General features: G+C 68.2%; 29 protein-coding genes. 7 read left to right on the top strand and 22 right to left on the bottom strand.

The window, feature by feature from the left end; all coding sequences use genetic code 11:
• Positions 1-53: 53 nt before the first annotated feature.
• The 3 genes from sigJ to ACFVH5_RS36305 all read right to left on the bottom strand — a co-directional run bounded on the left by sigJ (position 54) and on the right by ACFVH5_RS36305 (position 2123).
• Complete coding sequence (gene sigJ / locus ACFVH5_RS36315; RefSeq protein WP_385837949.1) at positions 54-938, bottom strand: RNA polymerase sigma factor SigJ; 885 nt, start codon at positions 936-938, stop codon at positions 54-56.
• Positions 935-1573, bottom strand: coding sequence for a carboxymuconolactone decarboxylase family protein (locus ACFVH5_RS36310; protein WP_385837948.1), 639 nt, complete (start codon positions 1571-1573; stop codon positions 935-937). Before ACFVH5_RS36310 ends, sigJ begins: the two co-directional genes overlap by 4 nt.
• Positions 1574-1721: 148 nt before the next feature.
• Positions 1722-2123 carry a hypothetical protein gene (locus ACFVH5_RS36305; RefSeq protein ID WP_385837947.1) on the bottom strand — a complete coding sequence of 134 codons (402 nt, stop codon included), beginning with the start codon at positions 2121-2123 and terminating at the stop codon, positions 1722-1724.
• Positions 2124-2620: 497 nt separating this feature from the next.
• Here ACFVH5_RS36305 and ACFVH5_RS36300 point away from each other — a divergent pair, with 497 nt between their 5' ends.
• Positions 2621-3538 carry a nitroreductase/quinone reductase family protein gene (locus tag ACFVH5_RS36300; RefSeq protein WP_385837946.1) on the top strand — a complete coding sequence of 306 codons (918 nt, stop codon included), beginning with the start codon at positions 2621-2623 and terminating at the stop codon, positions 3536-3538.
• Positions 3539-3574: 36 nt separating this feature from the next.
• On the opposite strand, the gene ACFVH5_RS36295 is transcribed toward ACFVH5_RS36300, so the two are convergent.
• The 5 genes from ACFVH5_RS36295 to ACFVH5_RS36275 all read right to left on the bottom strand — a co-directional run bounded on the left by ACFVH5_RS36295 (position 3575) and on the right by ACFVH5_RS36275 (position 9637).
• Entirely contained in the window at positions 3575-5719 is a 2145-nt protein-coding gene (locus tag ACFVH5_RS36295) for a HelD family protein (protein ID WP_385837945.1), read from the bottom strand.
• A gap of 41 nt (positions 5720-5760) precedes the next feature.
• Positions 5761-6381, bottom strand: a complete 621-nt coding sequence (locus ACFVH5_RS36290) for a TetR/AcrR family transcriptional regulator (RefSeq protein WP_385837951.1) — start codon at positions 6379-6381, stop codon at positions 5761-5763.
• Positions 6382-6548: 167 nt separating this feature from the next.
• Positions 6549-7292, bottom strand: a complete 744-nt coding sequence (locus tag ACFVH5_RS36285) for an HAD family hydrolase (protein WP_385837944.1) — start codon at positions 7290-7292, stop codon at positions 6549-6551.
• 116 nt (positions 7293-7408) lie between these two features.
• Positions 7409-8467, bottom strand: coding sequence for an aminoglycoside phosphotransferase family protein (locus ACFVH5_RS36280; protein ID WP_385837950.1), 1059 nt, complete (start codon positions 8465-8467; stop codon positions 7409-7411).
• Positions 8468-8641: 174 nt separating this feature from the next.
• Complete coding sequence (locus ACFVH5_RS36275; protein ID WP_385837942.1) at positions 8642-9637, bottom strand: phosphotransferase family protein; 996 nt, start codon at positions 9635-9637, stop codon at positions 8642-8644.
• Positions 9638-9981: 344 nt separating this feature from the next.
• On the opposite strand from ACFVH5_RS36275, the gene ACFVH5_RS36270 reads away from it, so the two are divergent.
• Both ACFVH5_RS36270 and ACFVH5_RS36265 read left to right on the top strand, forming a co-directional pair.
• Positions 9982-10722 (top strand): HAD family hydrolase, encoded by a 741-nt coding sequence (locus tag ACFVH5_RS36270; protein WP_385837941.1) that lies wholly within the window; start codon positions 9982-9984, stop codon positions 10720-10722.
• Between the two features lie 100 nt (positions 10723-10822).
• Positions 10823-11806, top strand: a complete 984-nt coding sequence (locus ACFVH5_RS36265; protein ID WP_385837940.1) for a hypothetical protein — start codon at positions 10823-10825, stop codon at positions 11804-11806.
• A gap of 10 nt (positions 11807-11816) precedes the next feature.
• Here the strand turns inward: ACFVH5_RS36265 and ACFVH5_RS36260 are convergent, their stop codons facing one another.
• The 3 genes from ACFVH5_RS36260 to ACFVH5_RS36250 all read right to left on the bottom strand — a co-directional run bounded on the left by ACFVH5_RS36260 (position 11817) and on the right by ACFVH5_RS36250 (position 14482).
• Positions 11817-12644 (bottom strand): GntR family transcriptional regulator, encoded by an 828-nt coding sequence (locus tag ACFVH5_RS36260; RefSeq protein ID WP_385837939.1) that lies wholly within the window; start codon positions 12642-12644, stop codon positions 11817-11819.
• A 125-nt stretch (positions 12645-12769) separates the two neighbouring features.
• A complete protein-coding gene (locus tag ACFVH5_RS36255) occupies positions 12770-13534 on the bottom strand; it encodes an HAD family hydrolase (protein WP_385837938.1) in 765 nt (254 codons plus the stop codon).
• Between the two features lie 69 nt (positions 13535-13603).
• Entirely contained in the window at positions 13604-14482 is an 879-nt protein-coding gene (locus tag ACFVH5_RS36250; RefSeq protein ID WP_385837937.1) for a GntR family transcriptional regulator, read from the bottom strand.
• Positions 14483-14747: 265 nt separating this feature from the next.
• Between ACFVH5_RS36250 and ACFVH5_RS36245 the strand changes: the two genes are divergently transcribed.
• Positions 14748-14936, top strand: coding sequence for a hypothetical protein (locus tag ACFVH5_RS36245; protein WP_210881204.1), 189 nt, complete (start codon positions 14748-14750; stop codon positions 14934-14936).
• 57 nt (positions 14937-14993) lie between these two features.
• On the opposite strand, the gene ACFVH5_RS36240 is transcribed toward ACFVH5_RS36245, so the two are convergent.
• Positions 14994-15845, bottom strand: coding sequence for a winged helix-turn-helix domain-containing protein (locus tag ACFVH5_RS36240; RefSeq protein ID WP_385837936.1), 852 nt, complete (start codon positions 15843-15845; stop codon positions 14994-14996).
• A 264-nt stretch (positions 15846-16109) separates the two neighbouring features.
• Between ACFVH5_RS36240 and ACFVH5_RS36235 the strand changes: the two genes are divergently transcribed.
• Positions 16110-16295 carry a hypothetical protein gene (locus ACFVH5_RS36235; protein ID WP_385837935.1) on the top strand — a complete coding sequence of 62 codons (186 nt, stop codon included), beginning with the start codon at positions 16110-16112 and terminating at the stop codon, positions 16293-16295.
• 208 nt (positions 16296-16503) lie between these two features.
• Here the strand turns inward: ACFVH5_RS36235 and ACFVH5_RS36230 are convergent, their stop codons facing one another.
• Together ACFVH5_RS36230 and ACFVH5_RS36225 are read right to left on the bottom strand one after the other, a co-directional pair.
• Complete coding sequence (locus ACFVH5_RS36230) at positions 16504-17760, bottom strand: GNAT family N-acetyltransferase (RefSeq protein ID WP_385837934.1); 1257 nt, start codon at positions 17758-17760, stop codon at positions 16504-16506.
• A gap of 128 nt (positions 17761-17888) precedes the next feature.
• Entirely contained in the window at positions 17889-18551 is a 663-nt protein-coding gene (locus ACFVH5_RS36225) for an aerial mycelium formation protein (protein ID WP_385837933.1), read from the bottom strand.
• 203 nt (positions 18552-18754) lie between these two features.
• Here ACFVH5_RS36225 and dtd point away from each other — a divergent pair, with 203 nt between their 5' ends.
• On the top strand, positions 18755-19180 hold the full coding sequence (gene dtd / locus ACFVH5_RS36220; protein ID WP_385837932.1) for a D-aminoacyl-tRNA deacylase: 426 nt from the start codon (positions 18755-18757) through the stop codon (positions 19178-19180).
• Between the two features lie 27 nt (positions 19181-19207).
• Here the strand turns inward: dtd and ACFVH5_RS36215 are convergent, their stop codons facing one another.
• From ACFVH5_RS36215 to ACFVH5_RS36200, 4 genes are read right to left on the bottom strand one after another with little or no spacing between them, the layout of a single operon-like run.
• Positions 19208-20194, bottom strand: a complete 987-nt coding sequence (locus tag ACFVH5_RS36215; protein WP_385837931.1) for a YgfZ/GcvT domain-containing protein — start codon at positions 20192-20194, stop codon at positions 19208-19210.
• A 34-nt stretch (positions 20195-20228) separates the two neighbouring features.
• Positions 20229-20750, bottom strand: coding sequence for a Fur family transcriptional regulator (locus tag ACFVH5_RS36210; protein ID WP_385837929.1), 522 nt, complete (start codon positions 20748-20750; stop codon positions 20229-20231).
• Positions 20751-20765: 15 nt separating this feature from the next.
• On the bottom strand, positions 20766-21341 hold the full coding sequence (locus ACFVH5_RS36205) for an FABP family protein (RefSeq protein ID WP_210881211.1): 576 nt from the start codon (positions 21339-21341) through the stop codon (positions 20766-20768).
• A gap of 25 nt (positions 21342-21366) precedes the next feature.
• Positions 21367-21603, bottom strand: a complete 237-nt coding sequence (locus ACFVH5_RS36200; RefSeq protein ID WP_385837952.1) for a hypothetical protein — start codon at positions 21601-21603, stop codon at positions 21367-21369.
• Between ACFVH5_RS36200 and ACFVH5_RS36195 the strand changes: the two genes are divergently transcribed.
• Entirely contained in the window at positions 21602-21964 is a 363-nt protein-coding gene (locus ACFVH5_RS36195) for a DsrE family protein (protein WP_107015259.1), read from the top strand. The genes ACFVH5_RS36200 and ACFVH5_RS36195 overlap by 2 nt on opposite strands.
• A gap of 22 nt (positions 21965-21986) precedes the next feature.
• Here the strand turns inward: ACFVH5_RS36195 and ACFVH5_RS36190 are convergent, their stop codons facing one another.
• The 4 genes from ACFVH5_RS36190 to ACFVH5_RS36175 form a co-directional block, all read right to left on the bottom strand.
• Positions 21987-22247, bottom strand: coding sequence for a DUF3099 domain-containing protein (locus ACFVH5_RS36190; protein WP_384813064.1), 261 nt, complete (start codon positions 22245-22247; stop codon positions 21987-21989).
• A 138-nt stretch (positions 22248-22385) separates the two neighbouring features.
• Entirely contained in the window at positions 22386-22673 is a 288-nt protein-coding gene (locus ACFVH5_RS36185; RefSeq protein ID WP_055513194.1) for a DUF1416 domain-containing protein, read from the bottom strand.
• A gap of 38 nt (positions 22674-22711) precedes the next feature.
• Positions 22712-23557: a sulfurtransferase gene (locus ACFVH5_RS36180; protein WP_385837927.1), complete on the bottom strand. Its 846-nt coding sequence runs from the start codon at positions 23555-23557 to the stop codon at positions 22712-22714.
• A gap of 514 nt (positions 23558-24071) precedes the next feature.
• Complete coding sequence (locus tag ACFVH5_RS36175; RefSeq protein WP_385837926.1) at positions 24072-24830, bottom strand: DUF2993 domain-containing protein; 759 nt, start codon at positions 24828-24830, stop codon at positions 24072-24074.
• Between the last annotated feature and the right edge of the window lie 228 nt (positions 24831-25058).

Here is a 25058-nt window from a genome sequence, read left to right as displayed (position 1 = left end):
GGGCGGTGGACATCCGCCCCGCCCCGCCGGAACACCCACGCCACCCGTTCCCCCTACCTGGCGAGTTCCGCCGGCTCGTCCAGCCGTGTCAGCTTGTGCGGGTTCCTCACCACGTAGATCCGGGTGACCCGCCCCTCCTCCACGACGAGGCTCACCGCTGCCGACTCGCCGCCGATCTCGATCCGTACCGCGGGTGCGCCGTTGAGCCACACGGCCGTGGTCCCGGTCGTCGTCCCGGCCACCGCCGCCACCTGGCTCACGCGCGCGAGCAGCACCGAGACCGGTTCGGCCCCGTGGACCGGAGCCGTCGCGGCGGGCACCAGCCCACCTCCGTCGGCGACCAGCACCACGTCCGGCGCCATGATCTCCATCAGGTCCCGCAGTCGTCCGGTCCGCAGCGCGAGCAGGAACCGTCCCACGACGGCCTGTTGCTCCGACGGGCTCACCCGCACCCGCGGTCGCCGGGCGGCCACGTGCTCGCGGGCCCGCCGTGCGACCTGCCGCACCGTGGCCGCCGACTTCCCGATGGCCTCGCCGATCTCGCCGTACGGCATCTCGAAGACCTCGCGGAGCACGAACACCGCCCGTTCCGTGGGCCCGAGCGTCTCCAGGACGGTCAGCATCGCGATCGACACGCTCTCCGCGAGTTCGACGTCCTCGGCGACATCGGGGCTGGTCAGCAGCGGTTCCGGGAGCCACTCACCCACGTACTCCTCCCGGCTGCGCGACAACGTACGCAGCCGGTTGAGTCCTTGCCGTGTGACGACCCGGACGAGGTACGCCCTCGGGTCGCGTATCTGCGAACGGTCGATGTCGGCCCACCGCAGCCAGGACTCCTGCAGTACGTCCTCGGCGTCGGCCGCCGACCCGAGCATCTCGTAGGCCACCGTGAACAGCAGGGCGCGATGGACGACGAACGGATCGGCGTCACCGGTCATGCCGTCGACACCACGCCGGACTCGGCGGGACGCGCGTCCGGCCGTGCATCCAGCCGCGCATCCGACCGCTCATCCGGTCGCTCGTCCAGTCGCGCGGACAGCGGGATTCCGCACGCGTCGGAGAAGCCCTGCGAGCTGATCCCGTGCGCCGAGTTGTTCCGGGTCGCCAGGTTGGCGAAGGCGACGGACGCGGTGAGTTCGACCATGGCCGCCTCGCCGAGCCGGTCGAGCAGACTCGCGTACTGCGCGTCGGTGACGGTCGGCGGGGTGTGCGTCATGGCCTCGGCGTACCCCAGCACGTCCCGCTCCAGCGGGGTGAACACCTCCGACTCCCGCCAGCGCGGCACCTGGCTCGCCTTGGTCAGGTCCAGGTCCTTGTTCAGCGCCTGGAAGTAGTTGATGTCGAGGCACCAACCGCAGCCGACCAGTGCCGCGACCGCCATGTGCGCGAACGTCTTGAGACCCTCGTCGGCCATGTCCCACTCGTTGACCTTGCCGCCCATCTCGGAGGAGTCCTGGGCGACCTTGGGGTTGTGCGCGGTCACCGCGAAGGGCTCGGGGACCGTGCCGAACTGCTTGATCAGCTCTTCCTCGACCTCGGCGGGGAGTTCCGCCTTCGTGATGCGTAGTGCCATGGTGTCTGGTCCTCCTCGGACGTCTGCCGTTTCGGCTCGGCGTGAAGCGTGAAGCGTGAACGGCATGAAGACACCGGCGGGTTCGCGAACGTGACATCGACATCGCCATCGCCACGGCTGCGGCTGCGGCTGCGGCTGCGGCTGTCGCCTACCAGATGATGATCCCGCCCCCGATGTCCGCCGCCCGCCGGGCCGCGGCCACGATGTTGTCCAGGCTGCGGCGCACGTCGGCGGCGAAGCCCACGTCATCGGCGCGGCTCAGGTCACCGGCGCGGCTCACGTCGTCGGTGTGTCCGGCGATCCGCCCCAGATGCGTACGGAGGAGATCGCACTCGGCGAGGAAGGCGGGCATCTCGTCCGGTGCCACGGTGAGGTCCTCGGTGGCGAGCCGCGGAAGGAACCGCGCGCCCAGCGAACGGACCGGTTCCGACCCCCACACCTCGGTGCGCCAGTCCTCCCGGCCCGCCGCGTCGGAGCACCCGGGCGGAATGTCCAGCACCTCGATGCCGCCCTCCGCGCGGGGCACGTACACATCGACCGACAGACTCATGGCAAGGAGTCGACCACGGAGGGGTGCCGGCGGTCCACCGTGCACCGGTCACGGCTCGCCAAAAGAGCCTTTGCGACACCTGATTTCCTGAACACCATTGCCTGGACGCGCGAATTCCCCTAGCATTTTCGCCGTGACTGCCGGGTCGGCCATTGGCCAAGAAACAGTAGGGTTCCCGGCCTCCGAGTGAGGCCCGGGCGGGCCAGAGGGCCGCCCCCACCCCCACGCGTACTCGCACCCAGTGCCGCACCACGTTGCCGCCAAGTGTGCCTTCGCGCGCGAGCCCGCACGTCTCGTGCCTGCATGTCTCGTGCCTGTACGTCTCGTCGCGCGCCCTCACCTTCCTCACCGCATGCGCATCCGCGCTCTGTTGCGCTGCGTTCCGTTGCGCCGCCCTGCGCTCAATTCACCGCGGGTTCCACCGTGCACGGTGTGCAATTCGCCCCGCGGCGATTCCCCATGCCCTTTTCCGGAATGAATCCAGCAGAGAGAAAAGAATGCCCAACGCCTTCAACCAGCAGATCATCGAAGAATTCCGCGCCAACGCCGGGGAGGTCGGCGGCCCCTTCGAGGGCGCCCGGCTGATCCTCCTGACCACCACGGGAGCCCGTTCCGGGGAACGGCACACGACTCCGGTCGCGTACTACGCCGACGGGGACGGAGACGTGCTGGTCATCGCCTCGGCGGCCGGTGCTCCGAAGCATCCGGACTGGTTCCACAACCTGGTCGCGCATCCGCAGGTCACCGTCGAGAGCGGGGTGTTCACGTACGAGGCCACGGCCGAGGTTCTGGAAGGGATCGCGCGTGACGACGCGTTCGCCCGCGCGGTCGAGGCCGAACCCGGCTGGGCCGACTACCAGGCCGGGACCAGCCGGATCATCCCGGTGGTCGTCCTCCACCAGAACCCGAGCGACGGTCCGCCGAACGTCGGCGCCTCCTCGATGGGCCAGTACGTGCAGCTGATCCACGACGCCTTCCGGCGCGAACTCGCCCTGATCCGCCAGGAGATCGGCAACGCGGGCCCCACGCTCGGCGCCCAGCTCCGTATCAACTGCCTGACGTTCTGCCAGGGGCTGCACAACCACCACACCGGCGAGGACATCGCCATGTTCCCGTTCCTGGCCGACAGCCACCCGGACCTCGCCCCGGTCCTCGACCGACTGCGCGAGGAACACGAGCGGATCGCCGAACTGACGGCGGAGTTGAAACAGGTCATCGGCACGGCCCCGGCACGCGCGGCAGGCCCGGCAGGCCCGGCAGCTGGGACAGTCCCGGTGGACCCCGAGCACGTACGCAAGGAGGTCGAGCGCCTCACCCTGGCACTGGAGGCGCATCTGACCTACGAGGAGGAGCAGTTGATCCCCGTACTGGACGGGCCGACCACGGCAACCGCGCAGACCGGGTCGACCCCCTAGCCCACCCCAAGCCACCCCTCACCCATATGACCCGGATCATTCGAACGGCAGTGGCCGCGCGTGCACGACGTCCAGCCTGGACACGGCCCGTGTCAGTACGACGTACAACCGGCGCAGCCCCCGCCCCTCACCCACTCCTGCCCCAGCGCCGTGGCTCTCCGCGATCGCGGCCGGTTCCACGGCCACGACGTGGTCGTATTCGAGCCCTTTCGCGACACCGGCTCCCAACACCGTGACGCGGGCGCCCAGTTGGTCCACCTCGGCGGCCTCGATCCCGGCGGCCCCGAGCGCCTCCCGCACCCGTACGACGTCCGGGTCGGCGGCGACGACCCCGATGGACCCCTCGTACGTGAGCGCGCGGCGGACGCACTCGGCCGTCTCGCGCAGCACGTCCGAGGGGTCCGTCGGGCGGATCCGCAGCTCGCCGTCCCTGCGCAGGGAGCGCCCCGGAGGCACGCCCACGTCCAGCCGGGCCAGCACGCGGTTCGCCAGTGCGACCACCGCCTCGGGCACCCGGAAACCGGTGGTCAACGGCACGACCGACGCCTCGGGCTTCCCCAGGTGGGCGAGCAGTTCGCCCCACTCCCGCGCGGCCCACGGCGTGGTCCCCTGGGCGAGGTCGCCGAGGACCGTGACCGACCCGAAGGCGGCCCTCCGACCGATCGCCCGGCACTCCATCGGCGACAGGTCCTGGGCCTCGTCGATGACCAAGTGGCTGTAGCCGTCCGGGTGTTCGACCAGGCCCGCGACCTCGTCGAGCAGGACCAGATCGGCCGCGGACCAGCGGGCGGACTTCCACGAACGGGGCGGCCGGGCCCACAGGATCGACTTCTGCTCGTCCGCGTCCAGCACCCCGTCCGCCGCGGCGGCCAGCGCGTCCGGATCGCCGAGCAGTTCCGCGACGACCTCCTCCGGCCTCACCCTGGGCCACACCGCGTCGACGTACGCGCCGATGGGCCGCGCCCGCGAGATCTTCTGCAGCCAGGCGCTGGACTGGGGCCCGGCCCGCCGTTCGGCCTGCGCCTGTACGTGCCGCACGACCCGGGTCCGTACGCGCTCACGTCCGACGGCGTACGGCGGCTCCTCGGCCCGTACGCCCGCCACGATCCTCGCGAGCGTGCCGGCGGACACCCGCCAGCGGTACGAACCGTCGGGCACGGCGAGATCGCCGAGACCCTCGCCCCCCGCCGGGTTCACCCGCGCGTACAGGGCGCGCCGCAGCACCTGCGCCATGCGGGCGTCGTGCTTGACGACGGCGGTGCTCTCGTCGTCCTCGCCCACGACCGGATGCCGGCCGATCTCGTCACCGATCGTCGACTGCCGCACCCCGGTCTCGCCGAGCGCGGGCAGCACCTCCGCGATGTAGGAGAGGAAGGTGGGGTTCGGCCCGAGGATCAGCAGTCCGCCGCGCCGGATGCGCTGCGGATGGGTGTACAGCAGGTACGCGGCCCGGTGCAGCCCGACCGCCGTCTTGCCGGTGCCGGGGGCGCCCTGCACGCAGACGGACACGGCGAGGTCGGCCCGTACGAGGTCGTCCTGGTCGGGCTGGATGGTCGCCGCGATGTCACGCATCGGGCCGACCCTGGGGCGCTCGATCTCGCTCGCGAGGATGCGGCTCTCCGGCCGGGGGTTTTCCGCCCGGGGGGTCTGCGGCCGGAGGGTCTGCGGTCCCACGTTTCCGAGGTGCCCGCCATCCCCGAGGTGCTCGTCCTCAAGTCCCGTGAGGTCGGCGGACTCCCCTCGGCTGCCCGGCGCCCAGCCGAACCGCCGCCGTACGCCCACACCCTGTGGACGGCGGGCGCTCGCCTGGTAGAAGGCGCGGGAGACGGGGGCGCGCCAATCGACGACGAGGGGCGGGGCCGCGGGATGCTCGCTGATCCGGCGGCGCCCGATGTGATAGCTCTGCCCGGCGTGATCGCCGCCCGCAGGACCCGTCCGGAAGTCCAACCGGCCGAAGAACAGCGGCCCTTGGGGCAGTTCCCGCATCTCCTTCGCGCGGCTCCGGAGCGCGTACCCGAGCACTTCGGCGTCGGCGCCGGACGCGGACACGTCCTCTCCGGTGACGACGTGCTCCTGGGCGCCGTCGACCATGGCGGCGAGGGCGGCGCGGCAGAGGTCGTGGTAGCCGCGCTCACGGCGGAGGGAGGCGGCGAGGGCGCGATCGGGGTCGGCTGACGTCATTCGGGCAAGAGTACCGGAATAACGTAACCGAGTTACATTCTTTACTCCATCTCGTACGCCGGGAGGCCTGCCGCCAGTCTCGCGAAGGCGGCCTCGGCGGCGGCGACGGCGTCCTGGCGCACCTTCGCGATGCCCTCGCCCTGGGCGATCCGCCGCCAGTTGTCCATCGCGAGAATCCGCTGGACGGCGACGATCTGCCCGGCGGCGAGCCGCGCCTCCAGGTCACCGCCGAGGGCCGCGGCCAGCGCGGCCTCGGAACGCTCCAGATACTCGTACAGCCGGGCCACGAGCGACGGGGTCCCGTACAGCAGCCGGTGGAAGGCGAGAACCTGGGGATCGTCGTTGACCCCGGTCACGGGGTCGCTCCGCTCGACGCCGGCCAGGAAGTGCAGCCGCAGGGCATCGATCGCGGACTGCCCGGGTGCCCGGCCCCCGACCACCCGCGCGGCCTCGGCCTGATGATCGGCGAACCGATGCAGGACGAGGTCCTCCTTGGAGGAGAAGTACCGGAAGAGGGTCGGTTTGGAGATCTCGGCCGCGGCGGCGACCTCCGCGACGGAGACCCGCTCGAACCCCTTCTCCAGGAAGAGCGAGATGGCGATGTCGGAGACGTCCTGGTACATCCGCAGCTTCTTGCGCTCACGCAGTCCCATGGCGCCCACGGCACCCACCGCGCCCCTCACCCCGAGCGCACCGCCCGCATCAGCCGCGCCCCACGCACCCGTCTCGCCCATGCCCCGAGCCTACGCATTTTCCGGACTGGCGCCGTCCCCTTGGCGACAACCGCTTCGGAACCTTAAGGACGCGGCCACCCGGCCGACAAACGCTGTTACCGGTCACCGCCTCCGTGGTGGCCCGCTGCCCCACCGGCAAAGGTGTCTTCGGACTCGTCGGCCTCCCCCTGCCGCGCTTCCCACGGCTGCCGCGCCTGCCGGAGCAACGGACCGTACGAGCCGATCACGACCGTCGCCCCGGCGGCGCGCAGGTGTTCTCGTCTCCCAGCGTTGCGGCCGTAGCCGATGAAGGCCACACCTGCCCGTCCCGCCGCATCGACGTCAGCGCCGGTGTCACCGATCATCACCGCGTCCTGGGAGGCGAACTTCAGGTCTCGCAGGGCGCGGAACACCACGTCGGGGTCGGGCTTCATACGGCTGGGGTCGGCGGTACGGCCTTGTATGACGTCGAAATGCCGACGCAGACATTTGTCGTCGAGATAGGCCTCGGCGGCCAGGGGCGAGTTGTTGGTGACCACGGCCATCCGCGTGCGCCGCTTCGACAGGAGGTCGATCAGGGTGTCGGCGTCGGGTGTGGGCCACGCCCTCCGCGCGGCTTCCACCTCGCCTGACACCACCAGCCCTTCGAGCGCTTCCAACAGGCCCGGCAGGGACCGGTTCCGCCCCGCCCGATGCACCGCCTTCAGCACGGCATGCGGGTCCTTGTCGACGCGTTCCTCCGACGTCAGTACGTCTCCGGCGCCGAACGCGTCTGTCATGGCGCGGAGTTCGTCGGCAACCGGTCTCGACCGGTCACCGGGAAACAGCTGGCAGATCGGACCGTCGAAGTCGAAGAGCACGCACCGCGCGCCCGCGAGCAGTCTCCGAGCACCCCTGACATCCTCGACCTCGCCGACGTCGGCAGCCATACCGCTCCATTCGCGTCACCGCAGTACCGGCAAACCTGACCCACGGGTCACTCCCGCGCGGTTGCCCCCATCCCTGTGTGCTCCGTACGGTCCACCGTGTCCTTGGCCCGCCATTCGCGCAATGCCGCACCGACATCCCGTACGTCCGGGGCATCGTCCGTGAGACCGAGTGGTTCCCGAGCTCGGCGCAATGCCCGGCTCATTCGTTCGGCCGCCTCGGCCAAGTCCCGCTGGCCGAGGCGGCCGGGCAAGGCCAGCGCCGCGCGCATCACATCGGGGAACACCGACTGCGCGTACTCGAAGCCGAGATAGACGGGCAGATCCGCGTCCATGCCGTCGGTCATGTCCCCGTGGCCGGCGCGCCGCATGGCGTCCGTCCACATGAGGGTCATCAGGTCCTGTTCCGGCTTGTCGTAGTTCATGCGCACCAGGTGGGTGGCGAGATCGTGCAACGGGTCCCCGTACAGGGCCAGTTCCCAGTCGATGACCGACAGATGCCCGCCCTCGGAGTCGGACACGACGACCACATTGGCCCGGTGGACGTCCGTGTGGAGCAGGGAGAACGGACGGCCGGTCAGCTTCGGCACCGACCTCATGAAGCGGTCCATCGCGTCCACCGGAACGCCCACCGCGTCGAAGAGGCCGCCGAAACGCGACCGATTGGACTGGTGCACCTTCTGTTCGGCGAACCGGGCCAGCCAGGCGAGGAAACCCCGGCTGTCCCCTTCGTCGGGCCAGTCCTCCGGCAGCGGGGGCAACTCGCCCACGGGCACCCCGGCGAGGCGGGCGAAGAACTCCGCGAGCTCCAGCAACCGTGCGCTGCCGAGCTGCCCCCCGGGGTTCTCGTCGGCCAGCGCCCGCCCGTCGAGATAGCCGTGCAGTGACCAGGTGTCGAAGTCCGCCAGACAACTGGGGACTTCACCCAAATGCGCCGCGACCGCCCGCAGCACCTCAGACTCGCACGGCCAAATCCGCGGTACGACCTCCACAGCCGGGAGGGGAGTACGAAACTTGGCGAGGACCTTCCCGGACTCCGCTCCCAACAGGAATGCCAGCGGCTGTCGCAGGTGGGCGATGCGGTTGGTGTTGTGGTGGCCGGAAACCACCAACCCGTCGCGACCGCTGCGGCGCGCTTCCGCGAAGAATCGAACCAGTGACTGGCGCACCCCACGAGACTGAGGGAAGAACATGCACGCAGAGATTAGTGACTGAAGTGACCGCTTTCACCTCGTGTCACCATTTGGACAACCTCCGATCACTGTCGGTGAATGATGCGATACCTACTTTTCCGGAGGTGCCTCATCCGCCTGTTCGTGATGCCATCGTTCGAGCGCCGCCGCGATGCGAGTGGAACTCGGTACAGAATCCAGCCCCAGCGGCGGGGCAGAGGCAGCCAGGATCTTCCGCAGTTTCGCTCCTGCGTGAGCGAACTGACGCCGGTGACGGTCAGGCTCGACCCCCAACGAAAGGGCCTCGCGGATGACATCAGTGAAAACGGACTGCACCCTCTTGAAGTCGATGAGTCTTGGCAGATCCACGTCCATACCGTTCGAACTGCCCGGACGGATCTTCTCCACGGCTGCGCACCATTCCTCCGCCATCTGCCGTTCCTGCCTCGGTGGGTAGCGCATCAAGTAGAGGTGGGTCGCGAGGTCGTAGAGCGGATCACCGAACATCGCCAGTTCCCAGTCGATCGTCCAGAGTCGTCGGTCGGGATCGACGATGAAGTTCTCACGGTGCAGGTCGGCGTGCAGCAGACAAAAAGGCCGCTTCTGCAGACCGGACACGTGCTTCCGGAGCCTCTTGAACGAGTCGAAATCCACACCGAGCGCCTGGAAGAGCAACGCGAATCGCTCCGAGTTCTGCTCGTAGACACGATGTTCGGAGAACTCGATGAGACGTTCGAGGAAACCATCAGTGTCGCCATCCAAGGGGCGGTCATCAGCCTTACAGATTCGCTCGATGTCAAGAGCACTAGGACTTACCGCAACCAACTCGGAGAACAACTTAACGATCTGATTGAACAGGCCATCGGGAACTCTCGTCCCGGATTGATGGAAAGATCCGAGCGTTTCCCCTTCGATGAACCGCTGCAAAACGGTACCGCTGACCTCGAAAATCTCCGGGATGCCGGCGATTCGCTGCCCGATGGATTTCAGGAGCTGCTCCTCCGAGGAAAAGCACCTGCGATCGAACCACAACAGTTCACTGTACGGCTCGCGGCATTTCCAGCGAACCTGCCGCCTCGTTTCCGCCGCCCCAGGCAGCGGAAACACATAAGTTTCATGATGGTACCCACGGAGTGGTCCATCGACTGCATCCGCGCCACCGCTCAACTCGACCGACCTCCGCCGAGCATGGGAATTCACCTGGGGTGCCATCGCCGTCTTTCTCGCCTCGAACCCTTCTGGAGAACACAGAAGTGGAAGCAAGCTACTCCCATGACAGCGACCCTCGCATAGGAAACCCGCTTACGCGTCGAAGTTAACTCCGGTCGACGACGAACACGAACACGCGTATGCGGAGACATGCGTATCAATGACCGAATTGCCCAATGATCCGAGATTCTGGCAGCATGGCCCGTCCTGGTTCGCACCGAACGATTACGGGGAGTTAGCCCATGAGCGGGGTACCCGATGAACAGCAATCCCTGCGACGGCTGCTCGGCCGTTCGCGCGCAGTGCTGTTCGACTTCGACGGCCCCGTCACCGACCTCTTCGACGGTATCTCGACCACTCCCGTCGCATGCGAGATCAAGGATGCGGTGCGCAACGCATGGGGAGTCTTGGATCCGGACTTGGAGAAATGCGAGGACTCCTACGAAGCCCTCCAGTGCGTGAGGGACATGTTCGAACGGCCGGCGCTTGCCCCACGCGACCGTGCGGCGCTCGAACAGGCGGAGGCCATTGTGACCCGTCACGAACACACGGCTGTCAGATGCGCCGCGCCGGCGCCCTGTCTCATCGAGCTCGTGGACGCACTGCGGGACTTGGACATGCGCCTGACGATCGTGAGTAACAACTCCGACGGTCCGATCTGGGAGTTCCTCAAGAGCTTGGGGCTTCAGGCCAAGTTCGACACCGTTGCGGGGCGCGACCCGCACGAGCTGCGACACATGAAGCCTGACCCGGATTCCGTGAATCGCGCGGTGAGCCGCCTGGATCTACCCGCGTCCGCCTGCCTGATGCTTGGGGATCAGCTCACCGACCTGGAGGCTGCGCGGGCGGCAGGTACACGCTTCATCGGATACACCCGGTCGGCGGAGCGTGCGGCGGACATAAGGAATCGTGCGGCCGACTGGGTGGTGCCCTCACACCACCCCCTCATCATCGCCGCCAAACAGTTGTCAGCAGCCAACTGACCTTCTGGTGCGGTTGGGTTGATCGGGGCATCATGGTGCCCCTGGGAAGCTCGACAGGCATCGTCGCCGCCTCGCGTCCGCGGCGCACAGGGGGTAGTGGATGTCCTCTCGCAGTCCAGCGGGCAGCGGTCCATCGAGAATCGAACACATAGGCTATTTACTCGCCGCATGGAAGCCCCGCATCATAAAGTGGCTGCTGGCTTCCATTGCCGTCTTATGTATCACGGCAGACATTGTCGAACCCCTCGGAAACTGGCTGGACGGGGAGAGTTTCCTCGGCAGTTCACTCGCAGCCTTCATCGCGCTCATACTCTTCGACGCCGTCAGCGATTCGGAGCCGAAAGAATACTCGGGCGTTTACGTACTCGCCGACCTGAATAATCTTCTGCAACCGATAGAAGAGGCCTTTGAGGCGCGGTATATTCGCATCGACTTCTCCGGTTTCAGCATGGAGACATTACTCAAGTTGCTCCGGGCATCGCTTGACAGGCTGGGGGACGAAAAAGTGAACGCACAAGAGCTGACATTATGCATTATCGTCGCTCATCTCAATTTACCAATGAGCCTCCCGGGGGGACTTCGTTCCGCTCCGGAGAGCGCCGGACTACCCACCGGGACGGTGTACTTTGCGGACTCCGAGGCAAACCGGACTCGGATGCAGGAAAACTACACCAAACCCAACTGGAATGACCTCAATGATCTGCTTGACCGAGTACACGCGAGAAATCCGCACATAACCATCTCGTGCGAGGTCCGAGAATCACCATACATACCGGAGCGCAAGTTCTATATCCTGAATCAAGAAAAAATATTCCACCAGCCGTACGGAATCATGGAGGCGCGCGTTTCCTGGCAAGGAAACTCTCACCGAATTCTTGACACCGCAGGTTTTGGTCTCCGATATGGAAAGGCGCGTATCATCGGGTGGGACTTGCGATCTAACTCTCGGGCCACACGAGAGGTTGCGGAACATCACATGGAATGGTATCGAAACCTGTGGGAGAAACTGCAGTACATAAAGCCCGAGCGGCCCGTTATCGCGGATCCACGATGGGTGCCTCCGGAGGAAAGGGGTGCGCGTTAGAACGGCCCTATTAAATGTGGTTCCAGTTTGAGCTGAACCACTCCGTCATGCTGGTGAAGAAGACGGAGTCGTGCGTTCTCTCGTCCGCCTCCAGGCGGTGGTACGACAGGGTCGCGCCGAGGCCCAGCACGTCCAGCGAGTCGACGGTCTCGTCCTCGTCGGGGTGGCCCTCGCGAGGAACTTTGATCGTGCGCGGAAGCACCGAGTACGGCCCGAACAGCATGTGCTCGTCATTGATCACGTACAGCTTGAACTGGGGTGTCACCGGAATACGCCGGATCTCGACCTCGGTCTCCACCCCCAGGCCCGCGAAGCCGGCCTTCAGCTCGTCCAGTTGGATGCCGTTCTCGCGGACCATGGTGCGCCAGCGCTCCCAGATCCGGGTGTCCCCGGCCTCCAGGGCGCGAGGGTAGGCGAGCCGTTCCGTCGTCCACGGCAGGAGCATGCGGATCCGTAGCCTCTCCGGTGCGCTCGCTCCTTCGAGGGCGATCAGGTCATGCTGGTTCCTGAGATGCCGCAGCAGGGTCTCGGCCGTGAGTGTGGCGACGTCCAAGGACACTTCGGTCTGCTGGAAGGCCTGCTCGATCAGCGGCTTGAGCGATGCGGACCCCGGCCTCTGGGACTGCGGGGACTGGGGCCGGGAGTTCGGGACCCTGATCACCCGGGTGCCGCTGCCGCCCCGGGTCTCGATCAGTCCGTCCTCGGTCAGCCGGGCCAGCACCCGCTGGACGGTGTCCCGGCTGACCCCGAACCCGTCGGCCAGTTGTCGCTGCGAGGGCAGCCGGGCCTCCAGCGGATAGGTCCCGTTCTCCATCTGCTCCCGGAGCACGCTCTCCACGCGTGCCTGCGTGGACTCTCCGCCTCCGCCTCCGCCATCCGCCGATCGTGAAGTATCCACGCACCGAACCTACCGCCGGGCCGCCGACGACATGCTTCGACGGTGGAAGCCGATGACGGCGCGGGCTACGACCCGCTGCCGCCTCGCACAGCCCCACCCCGCACAGCCCGCAAAACCGTCTCCAGCGACCGCACGATGCCCCATCGGGGCACCCCCGCGTCCAGCAGCAGCTGTGCCTTCTCCTCGTTGCGGGCGTAGCCGAGGAAGTGGACGCCCGCGCTCAGGGCCGCCGCGTGGTCCGAGGGGGTGTCGCCGATCATCAAGGTGGTGTCCGGCGCGGCCCCGAGCGCACTCAGCGCGCGGTTCAGGGTGTACGGGTGGGGCTTGAGGAGGCTCAGGTCCCGGGTGCGGCCGTAGATGTTGGGCGCGAAGTACGCCACCAGGTAACGGCTCTCCAGATAGGCCCGTACGGCGCGGTCCGAGTTGTTGGTCACGATGGCGAGCCGCGCACCGACGGATCGCCAGGTGCGGATGAGCGGATCGGCGTACGCCGTCGGCATCGCGCGCGCCACCGCTTTCAGCTCCTGCTGGGTGAGCCACTCCTCCAGTTCGACGACCAGATCGCTGCCGCGGTGGCGCCCGGCGACCTCGCTGAGCACCCAGTGCGGGTCACGGCTGCTGCGCTCCCCCTCGGTCAGCACCCCGGCCAGCCCGCGCGCGGCCAGCCATTCCTCCTGGTCGGTGGCGATGGACTTCGCGGAGTGGCCCGCGAACAGCCGGCAGATCGGCCCGTCGAAGTCGAAGAGGACACACGTGGCCCGTCCCACCAGTTCATGGAACTTCTCGGCCTCGCCCGCCAGCAGCTCGAACTGTTCGGTTTCGAATGTCACTCAGAGAGTGTCGGCTTCACGACGATCGTTTCCCAGAGGGCGTCCGCCGCTTTCTGGCCCTCGGGGCGCTCACGTCAGCGTGAGATCCGTGGTGATGGTGTCCCAGAGTCCGTCGAACCACTTCTGCGACTCCTCCACGAACGCGCCGTCTCGCTGCCCCGAGCGCGTCAGGAAGGAGAAGAGGAGCGACTCGGAGCCCAGCGCGTCGTACATCTCCAGGGTCTGGCTCTCGTACGGCTCCTCCCGCCGGGTGAGGACGTAGTAACCGATCAGCGCCTCCTGCCCGTTGAGCAGGTAGAGCTTGACCGGCGGGGTGAACGGCAGCGCGCGGAACGTGACCTTCACGTCGATGCCGTGCGAGGAGCGCAGGGCGCGGAGGTTGTGCCGCAGGACGTGTCCCTGGGCGTTGCGCATGTCCAGCCAGCGCTGGTGGACCGGGTCGTCGTCGGCGTCGCTGTCGACGGAGACGGGGAAGGCGAGGGTGATCTCCCGGGACGGCACCAGGATGCGGACGTCGATCGACTCGGGGCGCAGGGTGCCTTCGTGGATCCGGCGGACCGGATCGCCGATGGCCAGCATCAGGGTCTCCGCCGTGTGGCAGACGACGTCTATCCGTACGTGCTGCGCGGCGAACGCCTCCACCAGCCGCGGCGCGAGCGCGACCATCGTCGGCTGGGGTTCGTCCCGGGTGTGGGTGACCTCGGCGATCCGTGGCGGGCTGCCCTTGCTGACGTTGCTGAGCAGGCCGTCGTCCTGGAGGGCGCGCAGGGCCTGGCGGACCGTGCCGCGTTCCACGCCGAACTCCTCGGCGAGCTCGGCCTGGGTGGGCAGGCGGTCGCCGGCGCGCAGGTCGCCCGCGCGGATGCGGTCCCGCAGGATGTCGGCGATCTCCTGCGGCGAGAGCCTTCTGCTGCCGTTCACTGCCACGTTCTCCTGGGTCACGACCAAACGCTACAACTTTGGCCCATCTATGGGGAGTTGTTTGAAAGTTGTTTTGAGATAGGTACCAACTGGGGATAAGTTAAGCATAGTTGGTTGCCAACTTGGTGAAGATGGCGGAAGTTCTCCTTCCTCTCGCACATAGTTGGCAGATGGGAAGGTCCCGCGCCTCTGCGGCACCGGAACACGACTCACGCACCACCGTTCTCCATCGCACCACAGCACCATCGCACTCCTCCCGCCCGCCCCCGCAAGCCCCGAAGGAGGATCCACCATGCCCGCCATAGCCCTTCTCTCCGCCCTCCTCGTCGTCGGATTCGAGCAGTTCGTGGAATGGCAGTACGGCCCCAGCGGCGCCGTCGGACTGCTGCTGCTCACCGTGGGCCTGAAAATGAAAAGCCCCACCTGCAGCTCGATCGGGGCCGTCGTCCTGGCGCTGATGTTCGCGGGACCTGCCCTATGACCTGCGGCGACAGCCCGCCCGCACGACGCACACCAGGCACCGTACAAGTGGGAGATCTCAGCCCGTGAGCACCAGCTCCGAGCTGATGGTCTCCCACAGTGCGTTGAACCACAGATGCGACTGCTCCACGAACGTCGTGGCCCGCAGCCCCTCCCCCTGCTCGAAGGCGAACAGCGTCGACTGGGTCCCCTCGGCGTCGTACGTCTCCAGGTACTCGCTGTCGATCTCCGCGCCCCGCCGCGACAGCGTGTAGTACGCGAAGAGCGCCTCCGCCTCGTTGAGCAGGTACAACTTCACCGGCGGAGTGAACGGCAGGGCCCTGAACGTGATGTGTACGTCGATGCCGTGCGTCGTCCGCAACGCCAGCAGGTTGTGCTTGAGGACCTGCCCCTGGGCGTTGCGCTGGGCCAGCCACCGCCGCTGCACCCGCTCCCCGTCCTCCGTCGCGTCCACCGCCGCCGGGAAGGCGAGATCGATGTCGCGGGACGGCAGGAGCACGCGCACGTCGATCCTGGCCGGTTTTAATCGGCCCTCGTGGATGAGGCGCAGCGGTTCGCCCATCGCGAGCGTCAGGGAGACGGCCGTCAGGCACAGGGCGTCGATCTCCACATGGGGTGCCGAGAAGGCGGCCGTGATCCGTGAGGCCAGCGCCACCATGGTGGTCCGCGGCGGGGCCGCCGGCCCGGTCAGAGCCTTCTCCACGCTGTCGGCGACGGTCGCGGGACTGCCCTTGGACACGTTGGACAGCAGGCTCTCCGACTGCAGGATGCGCAGCGCCTGCCGTACGGTCCCGCGCTCGACTCCGAACTCGTCGGCCAGCCTGGCCTGGGTGGGCATGCGTTCTCCCGCCCGCAGCTCACCCGACACGATCCGGCTGCGCAGCTCGTCGGCCACCTCGCGGTGTGACATCTGTGGCCGTTGTGCCCTCTTCCGCCCATTGACGGCGACGTGTTCCGGGTCCACGGCCAAACACTACAACTTCGCGCCATCTTTGGGCAGTTATCGAGAAGGTGGTTATGAGACGCATCCAAGTGGAGATAACTTCATTGAAGTTGGTCACCAACTTGAGCAACATGGTCAGGCTTCCGGGGGGTTGGCCGCCAGAGTCGCACAGGCGATCAGGTGGATCGGTCCCAGCGGGGGTCCGCCTCCCCGTCCCGAAGGAGGGACCGCATGCCGCTCATCGCCATCCTCGTCGCCGCCCTCGCCATCGGCCTGGAGCAACTGCTCCAGGTGAAGTACGGAGTGATGGGCGTCGTCGCCTTCGTCGCCCTCGCCATCGGTGTCAAGGCCAAGAACTCAATGATCGGCGGCATCGGGGCCGTGATCCTCGTGCTGCTGCTCGCCCAGTCCGGCTGACCGGGCCTCACCGCCCGTCAGTCCGGCCGACCGGGTTCCCTTCCGGAGGGGAGCCGGGAGCCCGGTCGGCCCGCACCACCGCACCACCGCACCACCGCACAACAACTGAATCGCTACGGATGACCTGCACCAACAGACCGAGAGCGGAAAGGAGGCGAAAGCAGAAGCAGAAGCAGAAGCAGAAACAAGAGGATCAGGAGCAAGAGGATCAGAAGATGTCCGGGCACCACGGTCGCCGGGACGTACGCAGCAGGGCGTCGGCCACCGGGCCGGCGCCCGCTCGTTCTTCCCGGACCCGGCCCAGCGCCACGAGCCGCACCACGGACTCGCCCCCGAGCCACAGCTCACTCAACTCGGCGATGCCCAGGGTCAGTTCGGCGTCCTCGGTGGTCCTGGCACAGCTGACGCCCTCGGGCGAGGCATCCAGCCGGTACCGGCCCCCGGCCGACCCCTGCCCGTCGACCACCTCCAGGACGAGGGTGCCGGTCCCCGCGTACGTACGCGCCTCCAGGGCCGCCACGACGTCCAGGATCCGTACCCACAGCCAGTCGGCCTGCGAGGTGATCGCCGCCGCGCGCGGATCGGGCAGCAGATGCGGCAGCAGGTCGTCCGGCGCCCGCCACCCCGTCCTGACCCGCGTGACCCAGTCGATCGAGCAGACGTACCGCCACAGGGCGCGTTCCGCGGCCGGCGAGACGGCGATCAGGTCCGTGACCTTCGCGGTCTGCATCGGCTGCTTCGCGTCCCCCCAGCGGTCGTCCACGGTGTACGAGAGCAGCCCCTCGGCCTCACCGCGCGCATCGCGGTACACCGCGTGGAAGGGTTCGGTCCACGAGACCCGGTCCAGCAGCAGCGCACCGGTGGCGATCCGCCACCACCGCTCGCTCCGGTCGACCGCGCCCGGCTGCGCCCGCCGGAAGCGCTCGTACAGCTCCGGCCCGGCCTTCCGTACGTCGTCGCCGTCCACCAGGTCGACACGGCCGCCGTCCTCGGGGCCGGCCAGGCGGGGGTCGAGCCCCGTCCGCGGGACGTCGACCGTCCACTCGGCGGCCGTCGTCGCCGCCCCGAACCCGTACCGCCCGTAGATCGGGTACTCCGCGGCGATCAGCGTCGCCACGACGTCACCGCGCTCCTCGGCGGCGGCCAGTTCCCGGGCCATCATCCGCGTCAGGATGCCCCGCCTGCGGTGGGTGGAGGTCACGGTCACGTTCGTGATCGCGGCGGCCCGCACGGCCGCGCCGCCCACCGCCGTGATCTCCTGCGGGAACGAACGGAAGGTCCCCACGCACCGCTCGCCGTCGAAGGCCCCCAGCGTCCGCTCGGGCACGAGGTAGCCGCCGCGGTCCGCGATCTCGGCCTCCGACACACTCGGCGGCCGGAGAAACCCGGTGTTCAGCGCACGGGTCCACTCCGGGACCCCGTCGTCACGGATGGGGCGTACGTCGATGTCCTGGTGCGTGCTCATGCGCCCACGCTAGGCATACGGTCCGGAGGCTGTCGTGCGGATTACGGCGCCGGTGACCAGGGCGTGGAAGCCGGGTGCGGCCGGCCCCGTCCCGCACATCTGGCGCACGCCCCACGCCCGCCCACCCGCTACATGAGCAGGTCGTCGATCTGGGCCTCGCCCTCGCGGTATCTGCGGGCGATCTCCGCGCTGCAGTCGTCGGCCGTGCGCTGCAGCTGCTGCCGTCGCCGCGAGACCTGCTGCTCGTACCGCACGAGCCGCCCCATCGCGGTGCTCAGCTCCAGATCCGTACGCGCCTCCAGGTCGGACAGCTCGACCTCGGAGAGCATCTCGGCGGCCAGCAGCCGGTACTCCTCGCTGTACGGCGTCCCCACGGTCACGTGCCGCGCCGACGAACGGTGCCTGGCGGGCCCGTCCGTCAGGATCTCCGACAGCCGCGCGACGACCGACGCCTCCCCGACGGCCGGCGCCCCGTGGCCGTCGTCCCGGCCCTCCCGGGGGGATTCCGTACGCCGTCCCACCTCGGCCCGCAGGATGTCGATCCGCCCCTGCAACAGCCTCCGTACGTAACTCAGATCGGCCTCGTCCCGCTGCGCGTCCCTGCGCAGGCTGCGCAGTTCGGGCAGGAGCAGGACACCCAGTTCGGGTGCGGCGGGCACGGGCTGCGGCATCGGACTGTCCGTTCGCTGAGTGGGCGGACGCACCGCCTGGATCGACGTCGGCGCCCCCGGCGGCTCCCCCCGGATCAGCGAAACGAACCCGGGTGACTGCCCCGTACTCGGTGTGCTCATGTGCCTCAACCGTCCCCTCGACCGGCGCGTGTGAGCATCGTGCCACCCCAAGTGGCCGCTATGTGACCGAGTGCCCCCGATCGGCCCCAGATGGACTGTTAAGGATCAATAAGAAACACCCCGTACGGAGGTCGTGGCGCTGCCGTCGGGGGCCGTCCGGTGCGCGTGACGGCGTCGGCCGGACGCACGGCATGATGGACCACATGCGTGCGGTGGTGCAGAGGGTGGACGGCGCGAGCGTCGTCGTGGACGGTGAGACGGTCGGGGAGATCGACGGCGAGGGACTGTGCGTCCTCGTCGGGGTGACCCACGAGGACACGAAGGAGAAAGCGGCCCAACTGGCCCGGAAACTCTGGTCCGTACGGATGCTGGCCGACGAGAAGTCGTGCTCCGACATCGACGCGCCGCTGCTCGTCATCAGCCAGTTCACCCTCTACGGGGACGCCCGCAAGGGCCGGCGCCCCACCTGGAACGCGGCGGCCCCCGGCGATGTGGCCGAGCCCCTCGTGGACGAGGTCGTGGCCCAACTCCGTTCGCTGGGCGCGACGGTGGCCACGGGCAGGTTCGGCGCGCAGATGCGCGTCTCGCTGACGAACGACGGCCCGTTCACGGTACTGATCGACATGTGAGGCCTGGTCGGTCCGTGGCCCCGTGGCCTACGGCTCGACCACGACCTCCTGGGCGGCGGCCGTCTCGTCGGCCGTCAGCCGGGCGTCGAGGGGAATGTTCCGCTTGACCAGGGCCAGGGCGATCGGGCCCAGCTCGTGATGGCGTACGGACGTCGTGATGAAACCGATCTTGCGGCCCTCCGCGCCCTCGTCCGCGAGACGCAACTCCGTGCCGTGCGGCGGCAGATGGACCTCGCTGCCGTCCAGGTGCAGGAAGACGAGCCTGCGCGGCGGCTTGCCCAGGTTCTGGACGCGGGCGACGGTCTCCTGGCCGCGGTAGCAGCCCTTCTGCAGATGCACCGCGCTGCCGATCCAGCCCAGCTCGTGCGGGATGGTGCGGTGGTCGGTCTCGAAACCGAGACGCGGCCGGTGCTGCTCGACGCGCAGGGCCTCGTAGGCCAGCAGCCCGACAGCGGGCCCGTGCTTGACGCCGTCCTCGCCCGCGTCCTCGGCGAACGACTCCAGATCCGCGCGCGGCAGGAACAGATCCCGCCCGTACGAGGTCTCGCGTACGACGACACCCTCGGGGACCTCGGCGATGGAACCGGCGGGCAGATGCACGACCGCGAGATCGCCGGTGCGGTCGGCGACCTCGACCCGGTAGAAGAACTTCATCGACTCCAGGTACGCGATCAGCGCGTCCTGCGTGCCGGGCTCGACGTGCGCCCAGGTCGTCGTCCCGTCGTCGACGAGATACAGCGCGTGCTCGACATGGCCGTTCGCGGAGAGGATCAGCGCCTCGGTGGCCCGGCCGGCCGGGAGGTCGCTGACGTGCTGGGTGAGCAGCAGATGCAGCCAGCTCAGCCGGTCAGAACCGGTGACGGCGACCACCCCGCGGTGCGAGAGGTCCACGAAACCGGTGCCGTCGGCGAGGGCACGCTGCTCGCGGAACAGGTCGCCGTAATGGGCGGCTACGCCTTCGTCCACTCCCTCGGCGGGAACGGCACCGGGCAGGGACAGCAGAGGGCTCTTCATATCCACACAGCCTACGACCGTGCGGTGGCCGATTTTATTTCCCGGCGCCGCCGGACTCCGCCGCGCTGCCGGACCTGGCCGTGCTGCCGGACTTCGCCGCGCACTCCTCGCAGCGGCCGAAGATCGCGAAGTGCTTCATGTCGGTGACGAAGCCGAAGGTCTCGCGCAGCTTGGCCGTGAAGTCTGCGGCGACCTCGATGTCCGCCTCGATGACGTTCGTGCAGTCGCGGCAGACCAGATGGATGTGATGGTGCCGGTCCGCGAGGTGGTACGTGGGCGCGCCGTGCCCCAGGTGCGCGTGCGAGACCAGCTTGAGCTCCTCCAGGAGCTCAAGGGTCCGGTACACCGTGGAGATGTTGACGCCCGAGGCCGTCTTGCGCACTTCCACGAGGATGTCGTCGGGAGTCGCGTGCTCCAGGGTGTCCACCGCTTCGAGCACGAGCTGCCGCTGGGGCGTGAGCCGATAGCCGCGCTGCCGCAGATCGCTCTTCCAGTCGGCGCCCGCACCCGTCGTGTCCGCGCCCGTGCCTTCGGTGCTGCTTCCAGTGCTCACCACACCGGAAGTCTAGGACTACTTGAAGAAAGCGATGCCGTCGTCCGGCATGTCGTCCGGGAGGGCCTTCGCCCAGCGCTCCACGTCGTCGGGGCTGACGACCTTCTTGAGCTGCGCCGACATGTACGGGCGGAGCGGGACCTCGGGGGTCTGCTTCTCGCCGACCCACATGAGGTCGCTCTTCACGTATCCGTACAGGCGCTTGCCGCCGTTGTACGGGCCCGAGGCGGCCGTGCGGGCCACCGCGTCCGTGACCAGGTCGATCTGCGGCTGCTTGGCGGCCAGGTCGCCGTACCAGATCTCCACCACACCGTCGTCGCGGACCATCACGACCTCGACCTTGCGGTCCTTGTCGATGCGCCAGAAGCCCGACTCGGACTCCAGCGGGCGCACCTTGTTGCCCTCGGAGTCGAGGACCCAGGTGTGCGAGTGGTATTCGAGGAAGTCCCGGCCGTCGTGGGTGAAGCTGACCTCCTGGCCGAAGTTGCACTTCTCGGCACCGGGGAAGTCGTGAACGCCCGCGCCGGTCCACTCACCGAGCAGGAAGACGAGGGGGACGAGGTCCTTGTGCAGGTCGGACGGGATCTCGATCATGAGGTCGGCAGTTCCTTGATGGGGGTCAGCGCTGGCCCTGGTACAGCTTCTTCACGGCGAGCCCGGTGAAGGCGAGAACGCCGACACAGACCAGGATCAGCAGGACTTCGAAGAAGTACTCAAGCACGGGGTGCTCCTCGGGTGGCGCGGTGGTGGGCAGTACAGAGCCGGTCCCCACTCTAGACGGGCGGGAACCGGCGCTCTCTCCGAGGGCCGCCGGTCGGCCCATCGCGCCCATCGAGCCCCTTACGATTCGGCTCATGGCGAAGAAGCTCGTGATCAAGGTGACGGCGGGGGCCGACGCCCCCGAACGCTGCTCGCAGGCCTTCACGGTGGCGGCGGTCGCCGTGGCCAGCGGGGTGGACGTCTCGCTCTGGCTCACCGGGGAGTCCGCGTGGTTCGCGCTGCCCGGCCGTGCCGCCGAGTTCGAGCTCCCGCACGCGGCCCCGCTGCCCGACCTGCTCGACTCGATCGTGGCCGGCGGCCGTCTCACCCTCTGCACGCAGTGCGCGGCCCGCCGGGACATCTCCGAGAAGGACGTCATCGACGGCGTACGGATCGCGGGCGCGCAGGTCTTCGTGCAGGAGGCCCTGGCCGACGACACCCAGGCGCTCGTCTACTGAGAGCCCCGGCCCCTCGGAGTCCCTACCGCCGGCGCTTCTTGCCGTCCAGCTCGTCCCACCACTCGTCGGACTTGTTGTCGCCCGAGGGGTCGTCCCACCAGCGGTCGTCGGGGCCCCGCCGGTTGGCCGTCATCGCGGCGAGCGGCGGGATCACCATCGCCACGACGCACATGCCCACGGCCACGGGGACCGACCAGAGCCGGACGACTCCCCAGGCCAGTACGAACAGCCCGATGCACGTCCCCATCATGGCGAAGTAGACGTGCCGCCTTCGCGCATACATACGTCCAGCGTAGACCGGTTCGGGACAACCGGGACGAGCCGAAGGGCCACACCCCGTACCGGAAAACGTCCAACCCCCGGGGGTGCGGCCCTTCGGCCGTTCATACGGTGCGAACCGCCGGACGGTTCAAGCGGTGGTTCAGACGGCGATGGCCACCTCGGCCAGGCCGCCCGTCTGAGCGACGACCGTACGGTCGGCCGTGCCGCCCGGAACGAGGGCGCGAACGGTCCAGGTGCCCTCGGCCGCGTAGAACCGGAACTGTCCGGTCGCCGAGGTCGGAACCTCGGCGGTGAACTCGCCCGTCGAGTCCAGCAGGCGGACATAGCCCACCACCGGCTCGCCGTCCTTGGTCACGTGACCCTGGATGGTGGTCTCACCGGGCTTGATCGTCGAGGCGTCGGGGCCGCCGGCCTTCGCTCCACACATGTTTCGTTTCCGTCCTTGAGTCCTTGTGGCCGTGAGGGTTACTTGTTGGCGCCGAGCTCGATCGGCACACCGACGAGGGAGCCGTACTCGGTCCACGAGCCGTCGTAGTTCTTGACGTTCTCGACGCCGAGCAGCTCGTGCAGCACGAACCAGGTGAGCGCGGAACGCTCACCGATGCGGCAGTACGCGATGGTGTCCTTGGCGAGGTCGACCTGCTCGTCGGCGTAGAGCTCCTTGAGCTCGTCGTCCGACTTGAAGGTGCCGTCGTCGTTGGCGTTCTTCGACCACGGGATGTTGCGGGCGGACGGGACGTGGCCCGGACGCTGCGACTGCTCCTGCGGCAGGTGGGCCGGCGCAAGCAGCTTGCCGCTGAACTCGTCGGGCGAGCGCACGTCGACCAGGTTCTGCGAACCGATCGCGGAGACCACGTCGTCGCGGAAGGCGCGGATCGCCTTGTTCTGCGGCTTGGCCTTGTAGTCGGTCGTGGCGCGCTCGGGGACCTGCGAGCCGTCGACGAGGTCGCGGGAGTCGAGCTCCCACTTCTTGCGGCCGCCGTCGAGGAGCTTCACGTTGTCGTGGCCGTAGAGCTTGAAGTACCAGTAGGCGTAGGACGCGAACCAGTTGTTGTTGCCGCCGTAGAGGACGACCAGGGTGTCGTTCGCGATGCCCTTGCCGGAGAGGAGCTTCTCGAAGCCCTCCTGGTCGACGAAGTCACGGCGGACCGGGTCCTGGAGGTCCTTGGTCCAGTCGATCCGGATGGCGTTCCTGATGTGGTTCTTCTCGTACGCGGACGTGTCCTCGTCGACCTCGACGACGGCCACGTTCGGGTCGTCCAGGTGCTCCTGGACCCAGTCGGCGTCTACCAGGACGTCACTGCGGCTCATGCTCGTTCTCCTCCGGGGCAGTTACGGCGGGGCTGTGCGGCGGTGAGAGGTGCGGACGCGGTACGCGCTCGGGGTCTGAACCGCTCGGGCGGGTGTACGCGGCGCGGGGGCGGCCCCGACAGGAAAGGTCGAAGGGCCCGGCTCGCGGAAGGACGAAGGCTTCCGCTCAGAAGGTGCGACAGAGCATGGCGGCGACGCGGCACAGGTCCACTGCCCGCCGCTTCGTGAAGTCCGCCTGTTGCGTCATGCCGTCGATCGTAGGGACGGAAAGCCGGACATGTCACCGGCGTGTCGCATGCTGAGACGCGATCGTCCGCGATGTGGGATGCGAGGGGCGCGCGACCTGCCCCCGCACGCCCTCTGGGCCTTCACGGCCCACGGGGCCCGTGTCCCGCCGTCCGCGGATCTGCTGTGCGGACGGGTCCGTCTCGCCTTTCGGACGGCGGACGGCACTTCCTACGGCCGGGGTACGGCGGCCGTCCTGTACGGCGGCCGTCCTGCGCTCCTACCCGAACTACCCGACGAGGCTGACGTCCGAACCCTTGACGTCGATGTCGACTCCCTTGGGAGCCGCCTCGACCTTGTCCAGCTTGATGCCGCCCGGCAGACCGTCGATCTTCTGCTGGAAGTCGGTGATCAGCCGGACCTTGTCCTCCGCGAGCTGCACACCCAGGTTGGGGAGGGAGTCCGCGTTCACCACGACCTTGTCGCCCTTGACGCTGACCGAGCTGAGCACGGAGACCGGGCGGGGCAGCTTCGTGCCGAGCACGGTCGCCTCCACCTCGACCTTGATCTTGCCGTTGCCGCCGTCGGAGAGGCCGACCACCTGGGCGGTGACGCCGGTCGCGACGTCCACGGGCTCGGCCTTGGCCGCCTTGAGGAGCTCGGCGTACGAGATCGTGGCCGTGCCGGTCGCGCTGGCCGCCTTCGCGGAGCTGTAGTCGCCGGAGAACGCGACGCCCCGCATCTGGGCGGTGAGGTCGTCGATGCGGATCTTGGCGGGGACGGCGGCGTCCGTGCCGTTCGTCGCGCCGCTCGTGTCGGCCTCGTAGTCCTTGATGCCGACCTGCACCTCGTCCAGTTCGCCGCCGACGACCTGGGTGAGGAAGGGGAAGCCCTTGATCGAGACGTCCGGGGTGCTGGACAGGCCCTCGTTGGTCTTCAGGCGGTCCGCCGCCTCGTCCTCGGCGAAGCCGACGGCTACGCGGTCGGCGATGACGAAGAGGCCGCCCAGGACGATGGTCACGATCAGAAGTATTCGCAGTGCTCGCATTGTCTCCGTGTTCCCCCACCTCGGCGGTCTTCTGTGCGCGAGGGTAACCCCGTGGGGTGGCCTGTCGGCCTGGGGTCGGGTTTGTTGTCGATCACCTGTGACAGGGGGGTGGGTGTGATCAGGCGTTTTTCCCTCGCCCCCGCCGCCCCTACCCGTTCCCGTCCACGCATGGGGCTGCGCCCCTCGCCCCCGTATCGCGCTCCGCGCTCGTCCTCAAACGCCGGACGG

The organism is Streptomyces sp. NPDC127119 (assembly GCF_042677425.1).
Classification (GTDB): domain Bacteria; phylum Actinomycetota; class Actinomycetes; order Streptomycetales; family Streptomycetaceae; genus Streptomyces.
Note: the sequence above shows the minus strand (reverse complement) of the source record. Positions and strands in the feature narration are given on the sequence as shown.